At 57.2% G+C, this 17791-nt stretch carries 18 protein-coding genes; 9 read left to right on the forward strand and 9 right to left on the reverse strand.

Annotated elements, in window-relative coordinates; genetic code table 11:
• The first annotated feature begins 4 nt into the window (after positions 1-4).
• The 9 genes from ABLO27_RS21590 (at position 5) to ABLO27_RS21630 (ending at position 8989) form a co-directional block, all read left to right on the forward strand.
• Positions 5-1066 carry an ABC transporter ATP-binding protein gene (locus ABLO27_RS21590; protein WP_353035611.1) on the forward strand — a complete coding sequence of 354 codons (1062 nt, stop codon included), beginning with the start codon at positions 5-7 and terminating at the stop codon, positions 1064-1066.
• Positions 1067-1209: 143 nt separating this feature from the next.
• On the forward strand, positions 1210-2106 hold the full coding sequence (locus ABLO27_RS21595) for a dienelactone hydrolase family protein (RefSeq protein ID WP_353035613.1): 897 nt from the start codon (positions 1210-1212) through the stop codon (positions 2104-2106).
• A gap of 467 nt (positions 2107-2573) precedes the next feature.
• Positions 2574-2897: a hypothetical protein gene (locus ABLO27_RS21600; RefSeq protein ID WP_353035615.1), complete on the forward strand. Its 324-nt coding sequence runs from the start codon at positions 2574-2576 to the stop codon at positions 2895-2897.
• 339 nt (positions 2898-3236) lie between these two features.
• On the forward strand, positions 3237-4436 hold the full coding sequence (locus ABLO27_RS21605) for a substrate-binding domain-containing protein (RefSeq protein WP_353035617.1): 1200 nt from the start codon (positions 3237-3239) through the stop codon (positions 4434-4436).
• Between the two features lie 154 nt (positions 4437-4590).
• Positions 4591-5361, forward strand: a complete 771-nt coding sequence (locus ABLO27_RS21610; RefSeq protein ID WP_353036057.1) for an ABC transporter ATP-binding protein — start codon at positions 4591-4593, stop codon at positions 5359-5361.
• The gene (locus ABLO27_RS21615; protein WP_353035619.1) at positions 5361-6086 is read left to right on the forward strand and encodes an ABC transporter ATP-binding protein; all 726 of its coding nucleotides are present in this window, start codon (positions 5361-5363) and stop codon (positions 6084-6086) included. Before ABLO27_RS21610 ends, ABLO27_RS21615 begins: the two co-directional genes overlap by 1 nt.
• Complete coding sequence (locus ABLO27_RS21620) at positions 6083-7111, forward strand: branched-chain amino acid ABC transporter permease (RefSeq protein ID WP_353035621.1); 1029 nt, start codon at positions 6083-6085, stop codon at positions 7109-7111. Before ABLO27_RS21615 ends, ABLO27_RS21620 begins: the two co-directional genes overlap by 4 nt.
• Positions 7112-7127: 16 nt before the next feature.
• Positions 7128-8189, forward strand: coding sequence for a branched-chain amino acid ABC transporter permease (locus ABLO27_RS21625; protein ID WP_353035623.1), 1062 nt, complete (start codon positions 7128-7130; stop codon positions 8187-8189).
• A complete protein-coding gene (locus ABLO27_RS21630) occupies positions 8186-8989 on the forward strand; it encodes an alpha/beta fold hydrolase (RefSeq protein ID WP_353035625.1) in 804 nt (267 codons plus the stop codon). Before ABLO27_RS21625 ends, ABLO27_RS21630 begins: the two co-directional genes overlap by 4 nt.
• On the opposite strand, the gene ABLO27_RS21635 is transcribed toward ABLO27_RS21630, so the two are convergent.
• The 9 genes from ABLO27_RS21635 to ABLO27_RS21675 form a co-directional block, all read right to left on the reverse strand.
• Positions 8983-9228 (reverse strand): hypothetical protein, encoded by a 246-nt coding sequence (locus tag ABLO27_RS21635; protein WP_353035627.1) that lies wholly within the window; start codon positions 9226-9228, stop codon positions 8983-8985. The two genes, ABLO27_RS21630 and ABLO27_RS21635, sit on opposite strands and share 7 nt — an antisense overlap.
• Positions 9225-9986: a hypothetical protein gene (locus ABLO27_RS21640; RefSeq protein WP_353035629.1), complete on the reverse strand. Its 762-nt coding sequence runs from the start codon at positions 9984-9986 to the stop codon at positions 9225-9227. Before ABLO27_RS21640 ends, ABLO27_RS21635 begins: the two co-directional genes overlap by 4 nt.
• Positions 9983-11050: a Rieske 2Fe-2S domain-containing protein gene (locus ABLO27_RS21645; RefSeq protein WP_353035631.1), complete on the reverse strand. Its 1068-nt coding sequence runs from the start codon at positions 11048-11050 to the stop codon at positions 9983-9985. The genes ABLO27_RS21640 and ABLO27_RS21645 overlap by 4 nt, the downstream gene beginning before the upstream one ends.
• Positions 11047-11220: a hypothetical protein gene (locus ABLO27_RS21650; RefSeq protein ID WP_353035633.1), complete on the reverse strand. Its 174-nt coding sequence runs from the start codon at positions 11218-11220 to the stop codon at positions 11047-11049. Before ABLO27_RS21650 ends, ABLO27_RS21645 begins: the two co-directional genes overlap by 4 nt.
• Positions 11217-11438, reverse strand: a complete 222-nt coding sequence (locus ABLO27_RS21655) for a hypothetical protein (protein WP_353035635.1) — start codon at positions 11436-11438, stop codon at positions 11217-11219. The genes ABLO27_RS21650 and ABLO27_RS21655 overlap by 4 nt, the downstream gene beginning before the upstream one ends.
• An 82-nt stretch (positions 11439-11520) precedes the next feature.
• Positions 11521-13497, reverse strand: a complete 1977-nt coding sequence (locus ABLO27_RS21660; RefSeq protein WP_353035637.1) for a thiamine pyrophosphate-dependent enzyme — start codon at positions 13495-13497, stop codon at positions 11521-11523.
• Between the two features lie 19 nt (positions 13498-13516).
• Positions 13517-15127: a glutamate synthase-related protein gene (locus ABLO27_RS21665; RefSeq protein ID WP_353035639.1), complete on the reverse strand. Its 1611-nt coding sequence runs from the start codon at positions 15125-15127 to the stop codon at positions 13517-13519.
• A 74-nt stretch (positions 15128-15201) separates the two neighbouring features.
• Positions 15202-16449 carry a cation:proton antiporter gene (locus tag ABLO27_RS21670; protein WP_353035641.1) on the reverse strand — a complete coding sequence of 416 codons (1248 nt, stop codon included), beginning with the start codon at positions 16447-16449 and terminating at the stop codon, positions 15202-15204.
• A 165-nt stretch (positions 16450-16614) separates the two neighbouring features.
• Positions 16615-17349, reverse strand: coding sequence for a DUF1194 domain-containing protein (locus tag ABLO27_RS21675; RefSeq protein ID WP_353035643.1), 735 nt, complete (start codon positions 17347-17349; stop codon positions 16615-16617).
• Between the last annotated feature and the right edge of the window lie 442 nt (positions 17350-17791).

The following is a 17791-nucleotide window of genomic DNA, read 5'->3' on the forward strand; positions in this document are numbered from 1 at the left end:
ATTCATGTCTGGCGTCACACTGACCAATGCCATCAAGAGATATGGCGACGTGGAAGTGATACATGGAGTGGACCTTCAGATTGAGCACGGAGAATTCTGTGTGTTCGTCGGTCCGTCCGGTTGCGGAAAATCCACCTTGCTCAGGATGATCGCCGGGTTGGAGGAAACGACCTCGGGCAAGATCCAGATCGGTGGCCGGGAGGTGACCAATGTCGATCCGGCCGAGCGCGGTGTGGCCATGGTCTTCCAGACCTACGCGCTTTATCCGCATATGACGGTCGAGGAAAACATGGGTTTCGGCTTGAAGATGAACGGTCATCCGAAGGCTGAAATCTCCGAGAAAGTCGCTGAAGCCAGCCGGATTTTGAAACTTGATCCGTATCTGAAGCGCAAGCCGAAGGCGCTTTCCGGCGGTCAACGGCAACGTGTTGCCATCGGCCGGGCCATTGTGCGAGGGCCGGAAGTGTTCCTGTTCGACGAACCGCTTTCCAACCTTGATGCCGAGCTACGTGTCGACATGCGCGTGGAAATTGCCCGCCTGCACAAGGATATCGGCGCGACCATGATCTACGTGACGCACGATCAGGTCGAGGCCATGACCCTTGCCGACAAGATCGTTGTGTTGCGCGGCGGCAATATCGAGCAGGTCGGCTCGCCGATGAAGCTCTATTCCGATCCGGACAACAAATTCGTTGCCGGGTTCATCGGCTCGCCGAGCATGAACTTCGTCAATGGGATTGCCGATGATGGCGCAGTGATTGTTCCTGCGTTTGGCGATGTCAAAGTGCCGACCTCTGTTGCGTTGCCGGCGAAGGGTGAAAAAGTGCTGGTTGGCCTGCGTCCGCAACACCTGAACATCTCGGAAAGTGCGGAAGGGGCCAGGGTCGATCTTTGCGAACAGCTCGGTGGCGTTGCCTATTCCTATCTCATTTGCCCGACAGGCGAGCGGATCATCGTTGAGACCAAGGGTGAAGAGGCGCCGATTTCGGAAGGGTCTGTTGCGGTCTCCTTCGATCCTGCTTCGGCGTTCTACTTCGATCCGCAAAGCGAGCAGCGGTTGCGGTGATCTGCCGGCAATCGCTTTCGGGAATAATGCCGCTTCCTTTCTTGCCTGGGGCGAGCATCTCCAAAACGAGAGGGAAATCATCAAGACATCTGCGCGCAATCCGTGATTGAATGTCCGGCATTGTGATGTTGGGAGGCGTGCAGATGTCGATGATTGAAGGGCAGCGCTATTTTCTGCTGCTGTTGGTGATGTTGGGGGTGATTGCAGGACACGCAAGCCCGGTTAGCGCTGAGGAGAGTGCCAAGGTCGCATTCCCAAGTGCCACGGCACCGCCAAGCAAGTTCAAGATCCGGCAGGCAAAGGCGAAGGGCATCGAGCTGAAGCAAGAGCCGGGTTTCCCGATCGAGGGCAAGTTGGGCATTCCAGATGGATCCGGGCCGTTTCCGGCCCTGGTGCTGCTTCACGACTGCCAGGGGATACAGGAATTCCAGGACAATTGGGCCGAGGCCTTTGTTCTGGCCGGATATGCGACGCTGCAAGTCGACAGCTTTGCTCCCCGCTCTGTGTCAGGAACGTGCGAAGATGTCTTGGGAGAAGGCGTCAGCGGTCTGGGCGGAGAGCGTGTCATGGATGCCTTTGGCGCTCTGCTCTACCTCAAACAACACCCAAAGATTGATCCTGACAGGATCGGTGCGGTCGGGTGGTCGAGAAGCTCAACGACCGGCAGTGCCCTCAGGGATGGCTCGCGCCAGTTCTTTCAGCAGGGTTTCAAGGCGGTCGTGTCGTTCTATCCGAATTGCAAGTCTGTTGCTTCGGCCGCGTTCGCCGACCCGATTCTGATCCTGAATGCCGGCAACAACGATTGGACCCAATCGGAGCTTTGCTCTTCCCTCGGTGAAGCTGATCCAAATGTTGAGGTCCTTGAATTGCCGACGGCTCTTCAGGGATTTGATGATCCCAAATGGGGTGCTGAGACCGTCATGCCCGGATACCAGAACACGCTCAAAAGTCCTACATTCGGCGTGACATTCGGGTATGACGAAATTGCGCGGCAACAGGCTGAGGCTGCGGCGTTGAAGTTTCTGAGCGACAGGATGTAACGAGATCCAGTCGGCCTGACCGCGCATCACTCGCGCTTCTTGTTCATCTTTTAAATCGTACCAGGTCACACCCTCAAAAATAGATTGAGCTGACGCAGCAAGGTCGACGAGTTGCCGGGAAAAACGCGAAAAGTGGACTCTGCAGTCTTGTTGACCGCTTTGACGCGGCAGACCGAAACCGTTTTACGTCCCCTCGGGATAGGATGGATTCGACTTGTGACATCGTTGCAGATCCTCTGGAACTGGACGGTTCCCTGCATCCATTTTGTCGTCCGGCTTCAAAGTACTTGGAAGGATACATCCAATGGCCAATCGCACGGGCAGATAAAGCGGCAGCAGCTCCGGTGTTTAGAAGGGTCCTTTGAGTGCACGGTTCCAGTGCAAATTGTGAAGTTCGCGCATTTATTAACTTCTCAAAATTGGCTGTGGGTGATGGAAATGGACTTAAGTTCTTTGGGAGATTGAAGATGCCAACCCTCAATCCATCTCCAAAAATCAAGCTTTCGCGGTTGCGAGACATCGGCTGGACACTTTGGGATCCGATTGGGTTGTTGCCTGCCGGAGAGAAATGGGATGATGAAGGCAATCGCTCGTTCGCAGACGAGTATGACTCATTTCTGATCCACGCGGCGGGCCAGCTTCGGAGGGGCACGCCAGACGTAGACGTAGTGTCATATTTGATCGAAGTGGAATCTGAGCATATGGGCCTCGGTGAAAGTCGTGGAGCCCGTGAACGAGCAGAATTTGTGGTGGCAGCTATCCGCCGCGCTGACGATAGTCTTTGGACTTAGGTCAGCGAAAATAGAAAGAACTCATAGCTTGGACTTCGACCAGGCGTTCGTTGTGACCCAACACGATTTGCGGACATTACTGAAAGAAACGGTGAGGAATTACATCGCCGTTTGGCCACTCTCGGATCGTCAATTCTAGGCAAAGTCGAACTGACAATGATCGACAGTCCGGAATTCGCGCTGACATTGCTGCGTTGCGCAAACAGTGTCCTGACACTTGACATGAATACTGATTCAGGTTTCATATATGGATCAGCGTGAGGCAGATATCGGCTGGTATGGTCTGTGGGAGCAGTCCGTATTTTGTGCCGGCCCTGGCGCTCATTGGGAGGAAAGTTCATGACCAAACGTGTTTTCCGTTGGGCCGTGCCGTTATTGGCCGGTTTGAGCCTGGCGGCGGCGGGTGCTTCAAGTGCCTCGGCAGAAGATATCAAGATCGCTCATGTCTACGGCAAGACCGGCCCGTTTGAAGCCTATGCCAAGCAGTCCCACACCGGCCTGATGATGGGTCTGGAATATGCGACTGACGGAACAATGGAAATCGACGGCCGCAAGCTTGTCGTGATCGAAAAGGACACACAGCTTAAGCCGGACATCGGCAAGGCGGCCCTCGCGGAAGCCTATGGCGATGATGAAGTCGACATTGCGGTTGGTCCGGTCTCTTCAGGCGTGGCCCTGGCGATGCTGCCGGTTGCCGAAGAATACGAAAAGCTGCTGATCGTCGAGCCCGCAGTTGCTGATTCCATTACAGGCGACAACTGGAACCGTTACGTATTCCGCACGTCGAGAAATTCTTCCCAGGACGCGATAGCAAATGCGGTCGCTCTTGGTCAGGAAGGTGTTTCAATCGCTACGCTTGCTCAGGATTACGCCTTCGGCCGTGATGGCGTTGCCGCGTTCAAGGAAGCGCTTGAAGGCACTGGTGCCAAGCTGGTGTTTGAAGAATATGCTCCGACCGACACCAAGGACTTCACCGCCAACGCACAGCGTATCTTCGACGCTCTGAAAGACGAACCGGGCCGCAAGTTCCTGTTCGTGATCTGGGCCGGTGGCGGCAATCCGATCAGCAAGATCAAGGCAATGGAGCCAGAGCGCTTCGGGGTCGAGATTGCGACAGGTGGCAACATCCTGGCGGCCATGAAGGCTTACAAGGACCTTCCGGGCATGGAAGGGGCAACCTATTACTACTACGAGATCCCCAAGAACCCGGTGAATGACTGGCTGGTGTCTGAACACCAGAAACGTTTCGATGCGCCACCGGACTTCTTCACAGCTGGCGGAATGTCCGCCGGGATCGCGATTGTCGACGCCATTCGCAAGGCAGGGTCAACGGAAACCGAAGACCTGATCACCGCAATGGAAGGCATGGAATTTGAAACGCCGAAGGGCAAGATGGTTTTCCGCGCGGAAGATCACCAGGCACTGCAGCCCATGTATCACTTCAAGATCAGGGTTGACCCGAATGTCGAATGGGGCATTCCGGAACTGGTGCGCGAACTGAAAATCGAAGACATGAACATCCCGGTTCGCAACCAGTAAGGCTTCGGTCTGACGTCACGGCCCACCAAGGGCCGTGATGTGCGGCCCCAACCAATCAGGCCCCATTGATCTGACACCTCTTCCGGCTGGTATGCTAAAAACCAGCCGGACCAGCTTCCGCTTGTCCATTTCCACTCAGACAGGAACCTTTGCCGTGGCCAAGGAACATCCCATTCTCGAGACCCGGGACCTGACCATCCGTTTTGGAGGACACGTGGCAGTCGATCATGTGACCTGCAGTTTCGACCGAGGCACGCTGACGGCAATTGTCGGGCCGAACGGCGCCGGAAAAACCACGTATTTCAACCTGATATCGGGACAACTACCAGCCACCAACGGGCAGGTTCTGCTGAATGGCGAAGACATTACCAGAATGTCGGTTCCCGAAAGGACCGACCGTGGCATCGGCAGGGCGTTTCAGTTGACCAACCTGTTCCCGACGCTCAGCGTGCGGGAAAATGTGCGCCTTGTCGTCCAGGCAAAGGCGCGCAAGGGTTTTGATCTGTTTTCGATTGCCGAAAGTCACATTGAACTGTTGGAGCGGGCCGATCATGTGCTTGCGGAAGTGAGATTGATCGATCAGGCAAATCAGACCGTCTCCGCCTTGCCCCATGGCGACCAGCGCAAGCTGGAAGTCGCCCTTCTGATTGCGCTCGGTCCGCAGGTTCTGATGTTTGACGAGCCGACGGCAGGCATGAGTGTTGATGAGGTGCCGGTTATTCTGGACCTGATCCAGAAGCTGAAAGCGGACATGGACCGGACGATCCTGCTGGTCGAACACAAGATGGATGTTATCCGCAGTCTTGCAGACCGGATCATCGTGCTGCACAACGGCGCCCTGGTGGCAGACGGCGAGCCGGCCGAGGTCATCGCATTGCCGGTTGTCCAGGAAGCCTACCTCGGCAAAGCGCCGGAGGCAGCGTAATGAAAGATATGCTTCTTACCCTTTCCGGCGTTCACACGTATATCGGCCCTTATCACATCCTTCAGGGGGTGGATCTGGAAGTGCCGGAAGGTGGGGTGACCGTCCTGCTAGGCCGAAACGGTGCGGGAAAGACGACAACGCTGCGAACGATCATGGGGCTGTGGACCGCCAGCCAGGGAGAGGTCCGGTTCGAGGATCATGTGATTACCCGGCTGGACACACCCGAAATATCCCGGCGTGGCATTGCCTTCGTTCCAGAAGACATGGGTATTTTCACGGATCTGAGCGTTGAGGAAAATATGATCCTTGCCGCTGCAAACGGACCGCTTGATGCCAGGCGTCTTCAATGGATCAAGGAGCTGTTTCCGCCAATCGGTACGTTCTGGAACGCATCTGCCGGAACTCTTTCGGGCGGGCAGAAGCAGATGTTGTCTGTTGCCCGGGCGATTATCGAGCCGCGACGCCTGATCCTTATCGATGAGCCGACGAAAGGGCTCGCGCCGGCGATCATCAAGTCGATGACCGATGCCTTGCGTGAGCTGAAGGAAACCGACACGACCATCCTGCTGGTGGAGCAGAACTTCGCCATGGCCTCGAATATCGGCGACACCGTCGCCGTGATGGATGACGGCCGGATCATTCACTCAGGGTCCATGCAAGAACTCGCCAACGATGCCGTCTTGCAGGAAAAGCTGATGGGCCTAAGCCTGGAGGCGCATCAATGAGCGATACAGCGATCAAACCTCGTATCGAGAAGGTTCCGCTCAAGGAGCAGTTTTTTCAGAAGCTTCCGGTTTTCCTGGTGCCGATGCTCGCGGTTGCCGGGTTGGCCGCGATTGGCAATCCGGCCAGCTGGCTGACCCTGACCGTGGCAGGGCTTGCCATGGGCATGATGATTTTCATCATGGCTTCTGGACTGACAGTTGTTTTCGGTCTGATGGACGTGATCAATTTCGGTCATGGAGCTTTTGTGGCGGTCGGTGCCTTTGTCGGCTTCACCGTTCTGGCGTGGCTGGCGGGCTGGACTGCTTCTCCGAGCGTCATGCTGAACCTGGCCGCAGTTCTGATCGCCATTCTTGCAGCCATGCTGGTGACCGGCCTGCTTGGATATGCATTCGAGCGTGTCATCGTCATGCCCGTTTATGGCGAACACCTGAAACAGATCCTTGTGACAATGGGCGGGCTGATCGTCGCCCAGCAGATGATTTACGTGGTGTGGGGGCCGGACGAGCTGCACATTTCCAGGCCCGAGGCCCTGCAGGGGTCGCTGGTGATCGGCGAGGCGGCGATAGAGAAATACCGGCTTGTTGCCGTTGGTATTGGGCTGGCACTGTTTCTGGCAATGCGCCACATCCTGAAGAATACCAAGGTCGGATTGCTTGTCCGTGCCGGTGTTGAAAACGGTGAAATGGTCGAAGCACTCGGCTATCGCATCCGCCGTCTGTTCCTGATCGTGTTCATGACCGGGTCGGCACTTGCGGGCCTCGGCGGGGTGATGTGGGGGCTCTATCAGGAGACCATCACGGCCCATATGGGCTCGGAGATCATGGTGCTTGTGTTCATTGTCGTGATTATCGGCGGGCTTGGTTCCGTGGAAGGCTGTTTCATCGGTGCGTTGCTTGTCGGGCTTCTGGCCAATTACACGGCCTTCCTGGCGCCGAAAGTTGCGCTCATTTCGACCATCGCTCTGATGGTTGTGATTTTAATGTGGCGCCCGCAGGGGCTCTATCCGGTCGTCAAGGCGAAGTAGGAGTGGGAGCCAGACCATGCTGACAAGACTTCTTTCCGGCGACACGCCGCGCAGTGGGCTTCTGACGGTTCTGTTGTTGATCGTCCTCGTTTCGCTTGCCTTCGCACCTTTCCTGTTTCCCGGCACCAAGTCCCTGGAGACGGCTGCAAGGATCTGCATCTTCATCGTCCTGGTTGCGAGTTATGACCTTCTGCTCGGATATTCCGGGATCGTGTCTTTCGCGCATACGATGTTTTTCGGCATTGGAGCTTATGGCACGGCGCTGGCGCTGAATGCGACCGGGCCAAGTTACTGGTCGCTGATCTGGGGAACCGCAATAGGGGCAGTCATTGCGGCGCTGTTCGCTCTGGCGATCGGGCTGTTCTCATTGCGTGTGAAGGCAATCTTCTTTGCTATGGTGACGCTTGCGGTGGCGAGTGCCTTCGCCGTTCTGGTGTCACAGATGTCCTGGCTGACCGGTGGTGAGGACGGGCTCAACTACAAGATCCCGCGCGAGCTGACACCAGCCTTTAAGCTGGTGAAGGAGAAGGTGTTCGGCGTTCGGATCAACGGTAAACTGCTTGCCTATTATCTGGTCTTCTTCGCTTCCGCAGTCCTGTTCCTGGCCATGCTGCGGATCGTCAATTCACCATTCGGCCGGACGCTGAAAGCTGTTCGGGACAATGCATTCCGGGCTGAGGCCATCGGCTACCGGGTTGTCTGGTACCGAACCACCGCCACCGTGCTTTCCGCGGTCATGGCGGCGCTTGCCGGTTCGCTGTTGGCCATATGGCTGCGCTATACCGGCCCGGCAACCACGCTTTCCATGGAAATCATGATCGACATCCTGCTGATGGTCGTGATAGGGGGCATGGGCACGCTTTACGGAGCCGTGCTTGGAGCAACGTTGTTCATTCTGGCGCAGACATACCTGCAGAACCTGATGGGTGTCGCAGCCGATGCCACCAGCGCGGTTCCTTTCGTTTCCACGCTTGTTGCGCCTGAACGCTGGCTGCTCTGGCTGGGGGTCTTGTTCATTCTGTCGGTCTACTTCTTCCCAAGTGGAATTGTGGGCAGGTTGCGGTCGGGACGTGCGTGAGCAACAACGTGCTTTACATTCGCGATGAGGGCCAGGGACGCCCGATAGTACTTGTTCACGGCTGGTCGTGCCCCGGTCAGTTCTTTCAAGCTCAGATGGAAGCGCTTGGACCCAAGGCACGCTGCATCGTTCCGGATTTGCCCGGGCACGGCAAGACTGCCGATCAGGTTCCGATGACCATAGAAGCCGCGGCCGATGCGCTGCATGCATATCTTGCTGATCAGGAACTGAACGAGATCGTCTTGTGCGGCTGGTCGATGGGAGCGCTGGTTGCTTATTCCATGCTTGAGAGATACGGGCCGGACCGGTATTCGGCTGTTGTTGCCCTCGATATGTCACCAAAGGTTCTGAATACGCCTGACTGGCAGAACGGGACTTTGAGTGGGCTCACTCCGGAACTCAACGACCATTTCCTGGACGCAATCGTTGCCGACTGGAAGAAGCTGCCGTCCAGGATTGCCAGGCGTCTTTATGCAGAGTACCTGGACCCGGCTCCGCACCTTCTGGAATTTGCACGTGTCGAAATCGCCAGGGCAGACCCAGCGTTGCTGCGCCCCATGTGGGCGTCACTGACCCGGCAGGACTTTCGCGAAACGCTGAAAACGATCCAGTTGCCTTTTCATCTGGTGGCCGGATTGCAAAGCCAGCTTTATGGTCCTGGTGTCCATCGCTGGCATGAAGAGAACGTTCCGGATTTTCATCTCCACAGATTCGACAAATCCGGTCATGCGCCGCATCTCGAAGAATCCGGACGGTTCAATGATTTGCTGCTTCAGCTGATCGATCCGCAGTCTCAGTGACCGCTGCCGAGTTTCGATTTTACGAATTCGATGATCCGGTCGAGAAAAGTCAGGACCAGAAAAACCGCGAGCATGCCGACGAAGAAGCGCAGGTCTGTGAGCAGGGTGCCACGGGCAAATTCGCGCGCGCCGATATTGGCATAGGTCCAGACATAGTAGGATATGGCTGCCAAGGTGGCCGTCAGCACGAGTGAAATCAGGATCGTCCGCCAGGCGGGGCCTTGAGATTCGCCGCTCATTTCAAAACCCTCGCCGTTGCCAGATCGACCTTGAAGACCATCAGATCGTCAAGCCGTTCCACGTCGCCTTCGACCTCGATAAACAGCGCGAGCAGAGGCTTGATTTCATCACCGAGAAGATTGCCTTCCTTATCCGCCATAAGGAAGAAGTTCCGGTTTTCGACCGGGCCTGAAGAGACGAAGACGGGTGGAATGCCACCGGTCAGGCAAAGGTCGGCGCAGGCCTTGTGGGCGAGGCCCCGGCCCGGGCGCATGGCGCCCGCGTAGCACTTGCCGTCGCAGATTTCCCCGGTCAGCTTCCATCGTCCGAGGGGAACCGGTTCCGAAGGCGTGAAGCCTGCGAGCTGTTCCTCTAAAGCGTCAACGCGACCGACCTGGATCATCGTAAGATCACCCCGGTTCACCGGAACCCCGCGCAGACTGACCGAATTGCCTTTGTTGGTTTCTGCCTGGTTGAAAACTCCCCGCTTGCCTTGCCCGGAGAGCATGTAGGTTCGCGCAGGAGTGTCTCCGTCGGCGGGAATTCGGAAAACCGGGTAGGGCCGCAGCTCCAGAAGACCTGTCTGTTCGAAACGGTTGCCCCACTGGAATCCGCCGTTGCCCGGGTCGTTCTGCGTTGACGAGAGCGCCAGTGCGGCAAGGCCCAGGCCGCCGACAAAGCACATGGCGAAAACGACAAGGAAAGAAATGAGTTGCTTCGGAACGGCGTTCAGATAGCCGACATAAAACGGTGCGTCTTTGGTTTGTTTCCAGCTCATGCCGCAGCTCCGATCACAACGGGTTCGACATAGGTCCCAGGCGGTTGGGGATTGGGATCCAGCAACACGGTCGATCCGATCAGCTTCAGGCGGTAGGTCGAAATCTTCTCCGTGAAGGGTTCAGGAGCGCGACCATCCGCAAGATTGTACTGGTAGCCGTGCCAGGGGCAGGTGATACAGCCCCAAAGCACCTTGCCCTCGCCAAGCGGGCCGTTCTGGTGGGCACAGGCGTTTGTAATGGCTGACAGCTTGCCGTCATACTTGAAAATCGCAACGCGCTCGTCTTCCGACAGCGTTACCACCTTGGCGCAGTCATCATCGATCTCGTCGACTTCACCGGCAACGACCCAGCCCTGTTCCTGCAAGGATTTTTTCGCGGTTTCCTCGCCGCGATCCCGGCGTGCTTCCATGCGTCCCGTTGCAAAATGCAGGCCCGAGACCAGAACCACGCTGGCGGCGACGACGCTTGTGAAAATCGGGTCGGCGGGTCCTTGCAAAGCCCCGAGCGCCACATGAAGAACGACGAACACATAGGCTGCATAGATGAACATATGCAGCGCCTTCCAGATCGGAGCTCCAAGAAAACTCAGCCAGAAGTCATGGCTTGTTGCAGCCAGTATGAGCAGGATGAAAAAGGCTACTATGCCGAATGTCTCGAACGGAAAACCGAGGATCTGTCCGTAGTCGGTGTTGGAAGATAGCAGGGCGACATATTTGTTGGTGGGCGAGAAGCTGTAGTACCAGCCAAGCACATAATTGGCATGGACTGCGGCAATGCCCGCCGTCATGACACCGAAATGCCTGCGATTGTAAAGCAGTGGCAAAAAGCGCCTGTCGAGACGCGCCAGCGGTCCGATGCACAGGATGATCGTCAGCATCAGAAAGGCGCAGCTGCCGAAGGCGCGCATTCTCAGAATCGCGCCGTCAATCGGCTTGGTGACGTCTTCGAAGGCCGGGGCAAAGCGAATGAAAACGTATAGATACAGCGCAACTGCAATCAGCAGCACGGCATCGTAGAAAATCTTGTTCCGGTTCCAGATGACCGGTGTGTATTGAACGCTCATTGAGCCCCCTCTGAGCTGTTCTCGTCACTTGCCGGAGCTTCGATGAGAATTGCCGGGCGATCTGCCGGAGGCGATTGACGCAGGGCAAGGATCGTGAAGAAGGCCAGCGGCAGCAGAACCACCAGTATGGTCCAGATGCGCGCATGTGCGGTGCGGTGAGCCCGTTTCATCGCCGGTCCTCTCCGTATTTCTCAAGCACGTACCATCGATACAGAACGAGCGGCCAGATCAGGCAGATGCCAGGTATGAGCAAGGGACGGAAAGCGTAGGACCCGCGCGCGGATGGTTCCACACGGTCAACGCCAATGACCAGGAAAAGGGCTGCGACAACACCACCTGCCATCAGGTAGTAGCGGCCGATATCGATCAGAAATGCGGCAGTCTGCAAAGCACTCCCCCAACCAAATTGGTCTCTGCAAGCTTGTCATCCCAGCGTAAGCCGAGATGACAGGTTAGTCCCAACACTATCATCACACCAAATCCGCGTCGGTGATGATTTCCACAAGTGAAGGTCCGTCATGGGCAATCGCAGCACCGATTGCATCTCTCAGCTCCGAGGCATCGGTTACCCGGTGACCATGCCCTCCGCACAGTCGTGCAAAGGCGGCAAAGGACGGATTGGTTAGATTCGTCTCCCAGACGGGCCACTCTCCAGAGCGCTGCTCTTTCGAAATCTTGCCGAGTTCGCTGTTGTTCAAGAGGATGTGGGTGATGTTCATGCCGTACTTAACCGCAGTGGTGAATTCCATCGCGTATTGACCGAAGCCGCCGTCACCGGATATCGAGATCACCTTACGGCCTTTGAACTGATCGAAATCCTGTGTCGCGCACCAGGCCCCGAGTGCGGCCGGGAGACTGAATCCGATGGAGCCGAGATAACCTGACATCAGGATGCGCTGTCCGCGCGGCTCGAAGTAGCGACCGAAGGAGTAGGTGTTGTTGCCGACATCCACCGGAATGATCGCATCTTCCGGACACAGCTCGGTCAAGGCCTTGAAGACGGCGGCGGAATGAATGCCCTGGCCATGGTCCTCCGTGAGACGGATTTCCTTTTCCTCACGCCAGATCACCCAGCGTTCGACAAGTTCCTTTACCTGGTCCCGAGCATCGGCGGATTTGCCGACCTTGTCGAGGATCGTGGAACAGAAGGTTCCGATTTCACCCCAGACCGGCAAGGTGACCGGATGGAACTTGCCGAGCTGCATCCGCTCGAAATCCACCTGGATGATCGGTTTGTAAGGGGCGATGCCGGTGTGATTGGCGAATGACGAGCCGAGCGAGATGATCAGGTCGGCCTCGTTCATGAACCAGCTGGCGATCGGTGTTCCGGACCTGCCGAGCACACCTGCAGCCAGTGGGTGGGTGTCAGGAATAAGGCCCTTGCCCTTGAAAGTGGTCAGCACCGGGGCGCCGATCTTTTCCGCAAGTGCGATGACCTTGTCGCGGACGTCCTTGGCACCGTAACCCAGAACGATTGTCGGGCGTTTTGCCTCGTTGATCATTTCAACGGCTTTGGCGAGGTCACTGGCCGAGGGCGAGACTTCGGTTCCACCGAGGCGTCCTTCCGGATGCCCGGCTTTCTGATTGCTGGGCAGGGTCTGCACGTCGTCGGGGAAAATCAGATTGGAAACATCCCTTTCCACCAGCGCCGTCTTGAGAGCCAGGGACATCAGTTCAGCATGGTTGGAGGTGCTGAGGACCGGCTGCGAAAATCTGGAAACCGCTTCGAAGGCCGATTTCAGATCGATGTCCTGAAATGCGCCGGGGCCAAAAACCTGAGTCTGGACCTGACCTGTGAGAGCAAGGACGGGAGCGCGATCGACTTTCGCATCCCAAAGTCCGGTCAGAAGATTGGTCGCACCGGGACCGGCAATGGTCAGGCAGCCGGCCGGTTTTCCGGTAAGTTTGCCATAGGCGGAAGCGGCAAAGGCGGCAGCTCCTTCATGACGGATGCCGACGTAACCCAGGTTGCCCTTGTTCACCTGCAGGCGAATGGCATCGGCCAGGCCGAGATTGGAATGGCCGACCATGCCGAAAACGCGTTTGACGCCCCAATTGACCATGGTTTCAGCCATGACATCGGTTGCGGTGCGCTCGCGTTCGGGTTCCGGTTCCAGGCCAACGAAGATTTCACCGTCTTCGATCTTGAGCGGGAATATCTTCTGGCCGCTGTCTTCGTGACCGCCCGGAGGCGCGCCGGTCAGCGGATCAAAGTCCCAACCGTGCCACGGGCAGCGTATCCAGCATTTGCCGTCGGTTCCCTCTTCGATGGAACCTTCACCAAGCGGTCCACGCTGGTGTGGGCAGTGATTGTCCATTGCGGCCCATTGGCCGTCAAAATGCGACAGGCAGATCGATGTGGTTCGCGCGGTCACCGTTTTGACACGGCCCTCCGGCAGATCATCCACGTGACCCACCATGATCCAATCGAGATTTTGAGCGTCCATTTCGTCCTCCCTCAACTGATCAGGCGACACCGCCATAGGCAACGCCGGACAAGTCCGCCATTTCGCGTTTCCAGGTGGTCAGGTCTTCCGGCTGGAACTGATTGAGATGCGAATAGCCGCAGGCGCGCGCCATCACCTGCATCAGTTCGACCGAGGCTTCAAAGAAGTTGGTCAGTTGCCGGGCGGATTTTTCTATCTGCAGCCTGTTCACCAAATGCGGTTTCTGCGTGGCGATGCCGACCGGGCAATTGTTGGTGTGACAGGCGCGCATGGCGATGCAGCCGATGGCCTGCATGGCGGAGTTGGAAACAGCGATTGCATCCGCGCCAAGCGCCAGCGCCTTGACGAAATCTGCCGGTTTTCTCAATCCTCCGGTGATCACGAGGGTGATATCGGAGCGTCCGAGACTGTCCAGATGACGCCGTGCCCGGGCGAGGGCAGGGATCGTCGGCACCGAGATATTGTCCCGGAATATGATCGGCGCAGCTCCCGTGCCACCGCCGCGACCATCCAGGATGATGTAGTCGACACCGACTTCCAGGGCCGCGTCTATGTCCTTTTCAATATGCTGCGCCGACAGCTTGTAGCCGATGGGAATACCTCCGGTCCGGCTGCGGACTTCATCGGCAAATTCCCTGATCTGGGAGACTTCCGTCCAATCCGGGAAGCGCGGCGGAGAGATCGCGTCCTCGCCTTCGTTCAATCCGCGTACGTCCGCGATTTTACCCTTCACTTTTGCTCCGGGCAGATGACCGCCTGTGCCGGTTTTCGCTCCCTGTCCACCCTTGAAGTGGAAGGCCTGTACCTTGCCGAGCTTGTCCCACTCAAATCCGAACCGGGCGGAAGCCAGCTCGTAGAAATAGCGGGAATTTGCTTCCTGTTCTTCCGGCAACATGCCGCCTTCACCTGAGCAGATGCCTGTACCTGCAAGTTCCGCTCCACGGGCCAGCGCCACTTTGGCAGGCTCAGACAATGCACCGAAACTCATGTCCGATACGAAAAGGGGGATCTTGAGCCGGAGAGGCTTCTGGGCATTCGGACCTATGACGACTTCCGTGCCGACAGTGTCATTGTCCAATAGAGGCGGGCGGTGAAGCTGTGCGGTCAGGATCTGGATGTCGTCCCAATCCGGCAGCTGGGTGCGGGGGACACCCATCGCATCGACCCGGCCGTGATGACCGGTTTTACTTAACCCGTCACGGGCGTATTGCTGGATCAGGCCGTTGTAGGGCTCTTCCTCGGTGCCGTGGCTGGTATCGGCATAAAGGCCGAGATAAGCCTCGCGATTGAAGGGTTGGGGATGGTCGTTGGCCCAGGCCGCGATTTCATCTTCATCAACCAGGACATCGTCACCTTCGACCCAGCTGGTGAACTTCGGAAGTGCTTCGGAGTTGTTGTATTCGGAGACGCCGCTGTCGAGCCGGTAATCCCAGTAGTGAACGCCGCAGATCAGATTGTCACCGTCGACATAACCATCGGACATCAGCGCACCGCGGTGAAGGCAGCGGCCGTAGAAGACTGAAATGTCTTCGTCAAACCGGACGACCACCAGATCAACATCTGCCACGAGCGCGTATTGCGGTTCCCGGTCCGGCAAGGCGCTCAGTTTTGCAACAACTTGTTTTTTCATTTCTTCCCCCGGCTAATGGCCTCACTTTTCTGATTGGCCTTGGCTGAATGGTTGTTTGTTATTCGATCCGGCGGTCAGTCCGCCGGCATCTGGGGTCGCATGGGCGGCACTTCCGCCATTTCCGCAGCTCCTTCCTGTGCCGACATACGATCACCGTACCACTTTGCGAGCGGAACCGCGGTAACGCCGTGCAAGACCGCGCTGATCCAGACCGCATTGACGGCAAGGTTGAGGAGTTGTTCGCCGATCTCGTGATCGATCTGATCCACGACCAACAAGGCGAAGAGGGCCGTGGCAAGGCCTCGTGGGCCAAACCAGCCGAAAAACAGTTTGGTCAGAGGTGCGGCGTCTGTGCCGGTCAATGACAGCCAGACGGCGAGGGGACGCACGACAAAGAGGCTGACCAGTATGATGATCAACGTAGATGCATCGAGATGGGCAATGGCATCGGGCAAAAGGGCAAGTCCGATCAGGAAGAAAGCACCCCAGGACAGCATCTGCCCCTCGCTTTCAGTGAACTCGTAGATAAAGGCGCATTGACCCTTGATGACGTTGCCGAAGAACAGTCCGGCGACGAATGCCGAGATGAAGCCGTTTCCGTCTACCATTCCGGCGGCCAGGTAGGCGCCGCCGGCCATCGCGATCGCGCCGATGCCCTCGATGGTCGCGGTCGTCATCTTCCGGTGTTTTGCGGCCAGAAACAGTACCCCGCCGACAGAACCGATGATGCCGCCGACAAGTGGTCCGAACACCAGTTGCTTGGCGCCGAATAGCAACCAGTTGGTCGTGTCCTGGTGCATCATTTCAGCAGTCAGGCTGGCAAAGAGCAGGATGACCGGCAACGCCAGCCCGTCATTCAGGCCGCTTTCGAGCGTCAAAGCGCGGCGCACTCGTTCCGGTACAGCCTTGTTGGTCACCACGGCCTGGCCAAGCGCTGCGTCCGTTGGAGCGAGAAGAGCGGCGGCAAGGGCCGCGACAATCAGCGGATATGCAGTCAGGAACGGGGCCGCGGCTGCGGTGCCGATGAGAATGGCAAGCGGCAGTCCGATAACCAGCATGCGCAGGGGCCATTGGTGGCGTTCGCGCAGAGCCTGGAGATTGATTTGGGCTGCGTCCAGAAACAGCAGTATGATCAGGGCAAGTTCGGCAACGATGTGCAGCAGGTGCTCGGCTTCTGCCAGGGGCATCAGGCCGGTTTGGGCCATGAAGAAGCCAAAGCCGATGAAAAGGATCGGGGCAGTCAGAATGCCTTTGGACAGGGTTTTGGCCAGCAAGGTGTAACAGACCGTAAACATTGCCAACATCAAAAGACCGGTGGCCATATACGTTCTCTCTCCCAAAGCCCACGGCGGTATAAGGACAGGGCAGTGACGCCATTTCAAATCATAAGCCGATGACACTCACGTGTGGCAATCGTGATTTTCCGCAAGGGCAACTTCTGAGGCGCTACCGTGCCGGTTGATGGTCAGCCACGCGCACTGTCAACGTTATTGTCGGCGGGCCAATTGATGGAGGATGCGGTGACCGTTTTCGGGCTGGCTGGCAATTTCCAGTATCAGCTTCTTGCGAACTGCATCGGCAAATGTCTCCGGACTGTCGGCGGTGACCACAAAGGCGGCAGGTCCTCCGATGATGTCACTATAGAACCGTTCTTCAAGGTCATAGGAAACCGGGCGGCCGGAGCAATGACGGCACAGAACCGCGAGACCGTTGATGACGATGCCTGAAGAAACGACGGCTTGCCTTGCTTTCTCGATGGTCGGGCCGTTCCAGTTGTTGGCGCTGTCGGCGGACAGATCGATCACGCGTCGCAGCCCCTGAAAATTGTTTTCGTCGATCAGCTCCTTGCCTTTCAGCAATGCCGCGCCGATTGCGTTGCGCCCGTAAGCCCGTCTCGGAGCCTCCATCAACCTGTCTGCGAACTCCTGCGCAGAAGACAGACCGTCGATCACGGTCCATTCGACAACGACGTCCTGTGAGAGCAGGTCTCCCCATTCGACATAGGTGACGGCGATCTTTCCATAGCCGTTGCCGGCAATGGCATTCAGCACTGACGGATCCGTGATCGCTTCAGCGTAACCGGATCTCTGGAAGCGAATTTCGGCATCATCGATCGAGCCGGTTGCATCAGCGAGCAGGACCAGTTCGAGATCGAGTTCTTCGGAAAGGGAAGGGCTCGCCAGAACCAGGATCCAGATCGCTGTCAGCACGAAAAATCGCATCTTTTCCGCTCCCTCTACATGGGTACTCTCAAGTAGCTAGGGCAGGGAGAGAGAAAAGGAAAAGAAGCGCTGTCAGATTTTGGTGCGTTTGCAATCGATCATCTGTTTGCACCTGTCGTCAGTTTCGGGTCTTTGGAGGGCTTGGTAATGCAATCCATCGCTGACCTTTCATCGATCTGAGGTGGTGCCGGAGGAGGCGAAGCGGCATGGGTTGCAAGGTCAAGCTTTACACAAACGTGGTTCGTGGATCTGTTTCAAAGAGTATTGAATTTACCTCACCGGACCGGTTCTGAAAGCTGTAGCCAAGCGCACGGCATAAGGCGTTTAACGCAGTCCACAAGTCTCCAGAACCGGCATCCGGCGGGCCGTTTCCACCCGCCAGCCTTCGTTGTACAACCTTCCCGATCAAATCATGCCGTCTTATGCAACGCGCCTTGCCGTC

The organism is Roseibium sp. SCP15, assembly GCF_040329435.1.
Lineage (GTDB): Bacteria > Pseudomonadota > Alphaproteobacteria > Rhizobiales > Stappiaceae > Roseibium.